This is a genomic window from Oscillatoria sp. CS-180, assembly GCF_028330965.1.
Classification (GTDB): domain Bacteria; phylum Cyanobacteriota; class Cyanobacteriia; order Phormidesmidales; family Phormidesmidaceae; genus Halomicronema.
The window spans coordinates 1-7,671 of the sequence record NZ_JAQMUB010000076.1 but is presented as its reverse complement, the minus strand read 5'-3'; the positions used below and the strand labels follow the sequence as shown (position 1 = coordinate 7,671).

At 41.8% G+C, this 7,671-nt stretch carries 9 protein-coding genes and 1 pseudogene; 7 read left to right on the top strand and 3 right to left on the bottom strand.

The genetic code is table 11. From position 1 onward, the window contains the following. Positions 1-186: 186 nt before the first annotated feature. Together PN498_RS17975 and PN498_RS17970 are read right to left on the bottom strand one after the other, a co-directional pair. Positions 187-558 (bottom strand): hypothetical protein, encoded by a 372-nt coding sequence (locus PN498_RS17975; RefSeq protein WP_272064484.1) that lies wholly within the window; start codon positions 556-558, stop codon positions 187-189. Further along, on the bottom strand, positions 549-683 hold the full coding sequence (locus tag PN498_RS17970) for a hypothetical protein (protein ID WP_272064482.1): 135 nt from the start codon (positions 681-683) through the stop codon (positions 549-551). The genes PN498_RS17975 and PN498_RS17970 overlap by 10 nt, the downstream gene beginning before the upstream one ends. Before the next feature lie 122 nt (positions 684-805). On the opposite strand from PN498_RS17970, the gene PN498_RS17965 reads away from it, so the two are divergent. From PN498_RS17965 to PN498_RS17955, 3 genes are all read left to right on the top strand, one after another. Then, a complete protein-coding gene (locus tag PN498_RS17965) occupies positions 806-1,870 on the top strand; it encodes a pentapeptide repeat-containing protein (protein WP_272064480.1) in 1,065 nt (354 codons plus the stop codon). A 312-nt stretch (positions 1,871-2,182) separates the two neighbouring features. After that, entirely contained in the window at positions 2,183-2,647 is a 465-nt protein-coding gene (locus PN498_RS17960; protein ID WP_272064478.1) for a hypothetical protein, read from the top strand. A 51-nt stretch (positions 2,648-2,698) separates the two neighbouring features. Then, complete coding sequence (locus PN498_RS17955; RefSeq protein WP_272064477.1) at positions 2,699-3,133, top strand: hypothetical protein; 435 nt, start codon at positions 2,699-2,701, stop codon at positions 3,131-3,133. A gap of 13 nt (positions 3,134-3,146) precedes the next feature. Here the strand turns inward: PN498_RS17955 and PN498_RS17950 are convergent. Next, positions 3,147-3,506, bottom strand: a pseudogene (locus PN498_RS17950) (IS1 family transposase); the annotation flags it as partial. Positions 3,507-3,597: 91 nt separating this feature from the next. Between PN498_RS17950 and PN498_RS17945 the strand changes: the two are divergent. The 4 genes from PN498_RS17945 (at position 3,598) to PN498_RS17930 (ending at position 7,611) form a co-directional block, all read left to right on the top strand. Beyond that, positions 3,598-4,629: a hypothetical protein gene (locus PN498_RS17945; RefSeq protein ID WP_272064476.1), complete on the top strand. Its 1,032-nt coding sequence runs from the start codon at positions 3,598-3,600 to the stop codon at positions 4,627-4,629. A gap of 88 nt (positions 4,630-4,717) precedes the next feature. Next, complete coding sequence (locus PN498_RS17940; RefSeq protein WP_272064475.1) at positions 4,718-4,990, top strand: hypothetical protein; 273 nt, start codon at positions 4,718-4,720, stop codon at positions 4,988-4,990. 65 nt (positions 4,991-5,055) lie between these two features. Beyond that, entirely contained in the window at positions 5,056-6,132 is a 1,077-nt protein-coding gene (locus PN498_RS17935; protein ID WP_272064473.1) for a pentapeptide repeat-containing protein, read from the top strand. Between the two features lie 438 nt (positions 6,133-6,570). Further along, entirely contained in the window at positions 6,571-7,611 is a 1,041-nt protein-coding gene (locus PN498_RS17930) for a pentapeptide repeat-containing protein (protein ID WP_272064471.1), read from the top strand. Positions 7,612-7,671: the final 60 nt, after the last annotated feature.

Genomic DNA, 7,671 nt, shown 5'->3' with positions numbered 1-7,671 from the left:
CGCGTCGCTATGCAGAATCGCTGCGATTGCGCGGACATGGGAATCCAGTTGCTGACGGTCCTCGGGGGTCATGACTATCACCGAATAGAAACGATATCTTCTAGGATATTTTTTCTACCATGAGCGGATGACGTGCTCCCCGTGCCAGGTTTGGCAGGAAATTTGTAATTGATTTTGCATGATTACTTATACGTAGAATCGATCGAAGCCTCCTACATAGCTTTGAGCATTTGTTCTAGTTGTCGCGACACCTGAAAATAGCTGTCGTTTAATATGCCCTTCACTCACGGGACGTTGGGCCGCCACTGGGGTCGAGCAATGAACGGTTTGGCGGTCACTCAAGCAACGCGCATACCAGTGTTCATTCGGCGTCTCATCCAGACCAAAGACTGGATAGGCCACCGCCTTCGGCGGCGGCAAGGTGTTCAATAGCACCTGCCCTTGCTGATAAGCCTCTAAGCTGCACACCAGATAATCGCTTTCTACATAAGCCTGAGCAATGGCTTTGTACAATGTGCTGTATTGCCGACGAAAACAGGGATTCAGACTCAACTCCACGGTCGAGCGGGCACGGTCATTGCTGCTGAAGGCATCCAGAAATCCAGCAAGCTATCGCGGCGATATGGAAAACTGGCATAAATCTCTTGGCGAAATTGGCGCAGTGCTTCAAGATGATTTTGCATGAGTGGTAGAGCGTAGTGTTTTTACAATCTCTACCACTTTCCTGCTCTTCCTTCACCTACATTGTCCAAAGTCCAGTTTCGTGTTCCATTGAAACAACAATCAAGTAGGTACCAGGTAATACATGAAACTCTCTCATTTTCTGAAGTTTTCTACGCTCTCCCTACTCATCTCTATTATTGCTTTTCCTTCAAAGGCTGAAGGTTCCTGTCTTTATAGCGGTTTCGAGGTTGTAGAACCAATCCTCCAATCTGAATTGGGCCAGATTTTTGAATCTCGAACTTGTGAAGATTGCATCATTTTTTTGGCTGACCTATCTGGTGTCGATTTGTCAGGTGGTCTGTTTAATGGGTCTGACTTTATTGAGACCCAATTTAACGACACGAGTTTAGTAGAAGCAGATTTAAGTAATACATGTATGACTACTGTATTTATGCTTGGTGCAGATTTGAGGGGAGCCAACCTACAGAATACTTTCTTCGATGGGGTAACCCTAAGCAATGCAAATTTAGTAGATGTTGATCTAAGCCATACAAGAATTACGGGCTCCTTTGAGAACGCTAACCTATCAGGGGCTGATTTTACGCATGCTCAAGTTATAGCAGCAGATTTTACAGGAGCAGACTTGACAAATACTGATTTCACTCATGCCAGTATATCTCTTGCATATCTCATAAACTCTGATCTCGCAGATGCTAATCTTAACAGCGCCACTTTTGAACAAATCATCTACGACCCTCGTACTCGGTTTCCAGAAAATTTTTCAATACCACAGTCAGAAGCATATTTGTTTGCCCCTTACTCTTCTGTAGCTGGTGTTCGTGCTTACTGGTTAAATCTATCAGGTCAGAATTTAGCAGGATTAGATATCAGTAACTCTCAAGTTATCGCTAATTTTTCTATGGCAACTTTAAATCAGGCTAATTTTGAAAATACGAACGCCAATGATTCTAACTTTACAGGAGCAAATCTCGTTGGTGTCCGCTTTTATAATTCACAATTGAGGGGTGTCAATCTGACTGATGCCAACCTTCAAGCAGCCGATCTCAGAGGAGCTGATTTAACTAGAGCAGTCATCGACGGGACAAACTTCCAAAAAGCAATCTACAACGAAGAAACTACATTCCCCGAAGGATTCGACCCAGATACAGCGGGAGCCATCTTGTCCGACACCCCTCAAGATGCTTGATTGTCTTGAGGGGCATACCCTTGGGCACTGGTTTCTAAAAGGGTGATGAACAGCTAGAAGTTCCGATTGGAGAAGATTCCAGTCATGCTTCTGGAAAATGCTTGTAACCCACATTTCGCAGGTTGAAAATTAGAATTAGTATTTTATCGGACACCCTGAAACGCTTGCCATGTAAGCATTTTACCATTTTTTGGTTTTTCCATCCCTCACCTCTGAAAACCAGACTGACGCTGGAGCAGAGCTTCCGGCCTAACCACCAGAGTCACTTAACTCTCAGTCTGATTTGCCGACCGCGATCGCGGTTAGGAAACTGTGCCAATTATTCCTGAAAGCGATCAGATCGATGCAGAAAGTGCCAAACCTGGGATCATCGCGATTCAGACATTATCCTTGAAAGGCTTATGGGACAAGGCTTTCAAAAACCTTCGATCTCCTGAGGGAACCTGCGAAATGTCGGATACTAACTATCAAGAGGAACAGATAAAGTCTTTTTTTACAGATTTGTATAGTTCTGGAACATACATTACATCAGTTGTTCTGGAAAGCGGTGAAGTACTTCAAGGAGTAAGAGTTGGTGAATATAATTTGATCAGTAGCAATTGCACTACATTGACTATAGACTCTTTGCCTGACGATTCAATTCTTGAGACTATCAACCAATTTAGAAGAAGTGGAGGTCTATCCTACACAGTCAATCCTCCATTAGTAGCCATAGCTCTAGATCAGGCAGCTGAAGCTTCTGATAGAATTCAAGAAATCTCAACTTTGCATCCATGATTTAAAGATAACAATGTTTGTAGAGAGATCTTTAACTCAGTTATGAGAGTTATGAGTGAAAAATTACTATATCTTAGCTTACCATTCTTGTTAATGTTCACTATGGGCTGTAGCGATCCGATGATTTTGATGAATGATTCGGAAAGGAGTTTAATGGAGGCTCAACAAAGGGAGGCAGAACGTCCTCCAGCAAAAGATAGAAGTATTAGGAGCGTCAAGAGTCTGACGCGTGAATTCGAAATTTGCACTCAATTAAGAAGTTACCCTTCGTTATCTGTAGAGATTATTGAATCTATATCTCAAGGAAATGACAATTTGATACAGGATAAATTGGCTAAAGAGTCATATGAATGTTCGACACTTTCCAGCTCTCTCTTTGAAAAACTGGCTACGGCTCAAACAACTGGTAATTCTCAAGACGAGATCTACCAAGCGATGTTGGAGGGGCAAGCTGAAGCTCTACGAGATCCTAGGTTAAGAAGATAACTTAGGGGTAGTCCTAAAGCTGTAAGGATGCATTGTAGTGGTGAATAAAATACCAAATTGCGCCAATGTGATTTTCCAGCTTCTTTGAGAACGACAACGTCTTTCGCACGAGTCTCGATACGCGCTGCCGCAAAGTGCAATTGAACCGCTCGATGTGGTGGGTCTGACCCCTTTCTTTACCAACGGCCCGATGCCGCTTGGACGGTAGCACGGTCTCCTAAGCTTCCCAGAAATCGGTGTAGCAAACGGCACACTGACGGTAGATGGTTGGCAAGGACTGCCACAAGGCGCGAGCACTCTCTCTTGAGCGTTCGCGCAGCGTCGCCTTTGGCGAATCGCCGATATGGACGCCAACAATTTCACGAGTGTCGCGAGCTCGCCAAGGGCAATACGATAGCTCAAGCAGTGCTGAATCTACATTCGAGTCAGTTATTCTTGCTCTGACAACCAGTAACGTTCTCGACATGGCAGATGACGATCCTACTGATAATGTTTTGAAGTTTGAGAAAACGCTTGCAGGCGCTAATATTGAGCGAATCAAATATTTTGATTTGCCTGATAACTATGAACAATTGGAATTTTCGATATCAGGGAACTCTAGTTTCTATTTTGGAGAAGATGAAACTGGACGAACTATAAGTAGTATTTTTAACGACGAGATTAGTACGAGCAGTTGGATTAATGATTTTGATAGTGATGGAGTTCAAGAACTCCAAATCATCTTTTCTCCAAATGATGTTGAAGATGCACAAAGTACTGAACTTGTAATAAAACCTATTGGGCAAAGTAGGAATTCATTATTAACATATACTCTTCAAGGTGATGGCATTGAGAAGCAAAAAGTCTTTATCAACGAGGAGCAAATTACATCTCAGTTAGCCCTTTATTATGAGGTAATTGGCGATGTGTTTGAGGAAACTTCATTGGCTAAAAATGGTTTGTTTTGGTCAGGAAGTGATGCTGTTACTGAAGCTTTACGAAACCAGTTCATAACAGAAAATAGGCTTGAAAATCTAAGCAATAAAAGCGAGATTTCAAAATTTGTTCTCAAACATGCTTTAGAGGGAGCGAAGCATCTGCTTTCTCCTTTTGAAAGTGGTATAGAATTTCTGGATTCTGAAGAATATTACGCTAGCTATCACGATGAAAACCCTCTTAACATTAACGTTGTCGTTGTCGTTGAGGAAGAGTATTTTCAAAGAGACAATATTGTGCCTAAAAGAGCATTTGCAGTAGCCAAGCTCCCTAATGTAGATGCGATTTCAGGTGTAGACAATCAACATAATGGTCAAAATGCGATTACCGGACGCGACATAACCAAATACTCGGCTAGGAGAGCTGCTAATACGAATATAGCGGACGGAGAACCCGATTCATCTCTTACACTTGAGCAACGAGGGTTTATACTATCTGACGCTCTTAATTTCGAGTCAGGAGGATTTATAATCATAGACTTTTTCGATGGGGAGACAGCTAAGTCTGGGACAAATTTCTGACGCAATTAAGGTTTTGTCGGTACTTATTGCTCATGAGCTGGGCCACACTTTAGGGCTACAGCATACTGGGACCAGTAACGGAGGAACCATGTATAACGATCTTCCAAGTGGAAGTCAAAGAGTATCAGAAGCACGAGAGGATATTATGTATGCCGTTCTTAGCCGCTCTGCGCAATTTATAGAGCTTGATGAGAATGACCAAAATGTCAGATTTTCAAACTTGGAAAGCTTTTATGCGATTACAGAAGGAGCATTCAGAATTGCACTTGGCATGGATTGGCGGAATGAAGACGTTGAGAATGCTATAAATTACTTTAACGCCTATTTCTATGGTGACAATTCAGTCGATGATCCCCTATGAATTTAGGCTTTCGCCTCCGATGTTATCGTTGTCTAAGCTATTCTACAACAGAGGTATATGTTTACATGTTTCATAGAAAGGTTGGGTTCTTAAAGGTTTCTTTACTCTTTTTGTTACTTCCTACTACAGCACTTCCAGTGAAAACTGTAGCTGAAACTTATTTGCCACAGCCAACTCCTCTGGCGGAGGCAAGTCGGATCATCAAGACGCGAACGTGCGAATCATGCACTCTTGTAGAGGTAGACATATCCGAGGTAGATTTATCGGGAGCTCTATTTAAAGATTCTGAAATCTCATTTTCCCAGCTTATCCGTACGAGCTTGGTAGAGGTAGACCTAAGCAATACGCAGCTCTATTCGACAAACATGTCTGGGGCAGACTTAAGCCGAGCTAATCTAGACGATGCCATTTTGAATGGTGTCACGCTGGACGATGCGAATTTGACAAATACGAATTTGAGTAGTGCAACTATTGAAGGCTCTTTCAGGAACGCTATTTTGTCAGGAGCTAACTTCACAAATGCTCAAATTAGGTTTGCAAATTTCACAGGCTCAAACTTAACGAATGCTAATTTTGCAGACGCAAACGTGACATATATAAACTTTATAAATGCTGACTTAAGCAACGCTGATCTCACTCAAGCCACTTTCGAACAAATTATCTACGATACCCGCACGCAGTTTCCAGAAGATTTTTTTCCGCCAGAATCAGGAGCCTATTTACTAGGCCCTTATTCCTCTGTAGCAGGTGTTCGCGCCTACAATTTAGAACTAGCAGACCAAGACTTGACGGGTATAGACTTCAGTGAAGCTCAGATTGAGGCTGACTTTTCTGGAACTATTCTGAATAATGCTAATTTTGAGAATGCGGTTGCTTATCTCTCTATCTTTACAGGAGCAAGTCTTATTGATGTTCGCTTTTGCAATGCGCAATTAGCAGGAATCAATCTAACTGATGCAAATCTTCATGGGGCTGATCTTAGAGGAGCTAATTTGGACGGCGCTGTTATCAACAATACGAATCTTCAAAGCGCAATCTACAATACTGATACTCAATTTCCAGAGGGCTTCGACCCAGCAAAGGTGGGCGCTATTTTCTCTGACGAGGCTTCGACGAATGCCCCGCGCTTGAGTGATTGTTAAGTACAAAAAATACTTTGACTTTCAACTTTACTTTCTCACTTGACTATAAATTTCAGTATCTGGATGTTATTATCTCAACCGCTCCAGCACTATCATTGATTTCAACTTACAGCTACAAGAGGTGCTTTTCCTATCGCATTAGGTTTGCAATTTGAGCAGAAGGATATTGAAGAAAGCGTTGACTATTTCAGAAATTAATATCTAAGTGATTTCTACTTTAGAGATAGAGGTCAGATTGCATAAATAATTGAAATTGTTAAACTAATGTCTTTGATGGAGGCTTCCTGGCATGTCAAGTAGTAAATAATTTTGGATTGATTTTTGAGAAGATTATATATTGAGGGACTTGGCAAAATAAAAGTTCTCGCTAGTTGTTGATATGCTACTGGGTCAATATGCTTGTTGATAGGCTTTTTACTAACGGAGATCCACCAGTTTATGAAGTACAAGAATTCTTATGCTACTGAACTTCTATCTCTTGTCGGCTGTCTTTTTCTTGTTGCAGACGCTCATGCTGATTCAGTTATACCTCAACCTCTTTCACAGGAAGAGTGGAATCTCGTATTAGAAACGAGAGAATGCTATTTCTGCGGAATTTATGAGATAGACACGTCTGAAATTGATTTGAGCGACGCATCTTTGATAGATTCTGATATTGCTAATTCTAGAATTCTTCGCTCTGATTTTTCAAAATCAAATCTGACAGGAGCTACAATAAGATTCTCTGACCTCTCTGGATCAGATTTGTCCTCAGCAAATCTTTTAAATACTTATCTTGGATACGCGAACTTAAACGAAGCTGACATGCATGACGTAAACCTGCGTAATGCAAGAATTGAAGCTGTTCACTTTGAAGGCGCAAATCTGACAAGAGCTTCACTAAATCAAACTTTCTTGGATAGCGTTTTTTTTGCAGATGCTAATTTATCAGGAGCTAGCTTCCAAGATGCTACCCTCATTGGAGTCAGCTTTACTGGATCGGATTTGCGGGACGTGAATTTTGATGGAGCATCTTTCGAGAATGTTGTCTATGATTTGCGAACAAATTTTTCAGATAACTTTTCCATACCAAGCAATGGTCTATACCTACTAGCCCCCTATTCTTCGGCGATAGGTCTTCAATCTTATGGGAATGATTTTTCGGGGCAAGATCTCACTGGGATGAATTTTGCTGACTCTTCTTTAATCAGCTCGTCATTTTGCGAATCAAATTTGAGTCTGACAGATTTCGGCAATTCAGAGCTCCGAGATAGTATATTGAGCTTCGCACATTTGGAGTATGCCAACTTCAGCAATGCTAATCTCCAAGGAGTAGATATTAGAGGAAGTGATTTGAGTGATTCTATCCTCAGCGGTACTAACTTTCAAGGAGCTGTCTATGACGCTAGCACCCAATTTCCAGAAGATTTCGATCCAGCAGGAGCAGGAGCAGTCCTATCTGATGAAATAGCTGAAGAATGTCCACCCATACAGTCTTGAGGCGTAGATTAGGTTAGGTTCACTTCTTTTGTCGCCAGCCATCCTTGTTGTCTCAACTGT

Excerpts from the sequence above, each read along its gene's own strand:
- PN498_RS17965 (WP_272064480.1), top strand. The coding sequence starts at position 806 with ATGAAACTCTCTCATTTTCTGAAGTTTTCTACGCTCTCCCTACTCATC.
- PN498_RS17930 (WP_272064471.1), top strand. The coding sequence starts at position 6,571 with ATGAAGTACAAGAATTCTTATGCTACTGAACTTCTATCTCTTGTCGGC.
- PN498_RS17970 (WP_272064482.1), bottom strand. The coding sequence starts at position 683 with ATGCAAAATCATCTTGAAGCACTGCGCCAATTTCGCCAAGAGATTTAT.
- PN498_RS17955 (WP_272064477.1), top strand. The coding sequence starts at position 2,699 with ATGAGTGAAAAATTACTATATCTTAGCTTACCATTCTTGTTAATGTTC.
- PN498_RS17935 (WP_272064473.1), top strand. The coding sequence starts at position 5,056 with ATGTTTCATAGAAAGGTTGGGTTCTTAAAGGTTTCTTTACTCTTTTTG.
- PN498_RS17940 (WP_272064475.1), top strand. The coding sequence starts at position 4,718 with ATGTATAACGATCTTCCAAGTGGAAGTCAAAGAGTATCAGAAGCACGA.
- PN498_RS17945 (WP_272064476.1), top strand. The coding sequence starts at position 3,598 with ATGGCAGATGACGATCCTACTGATAATGTTTTGAAGTTTGAGAAAACG.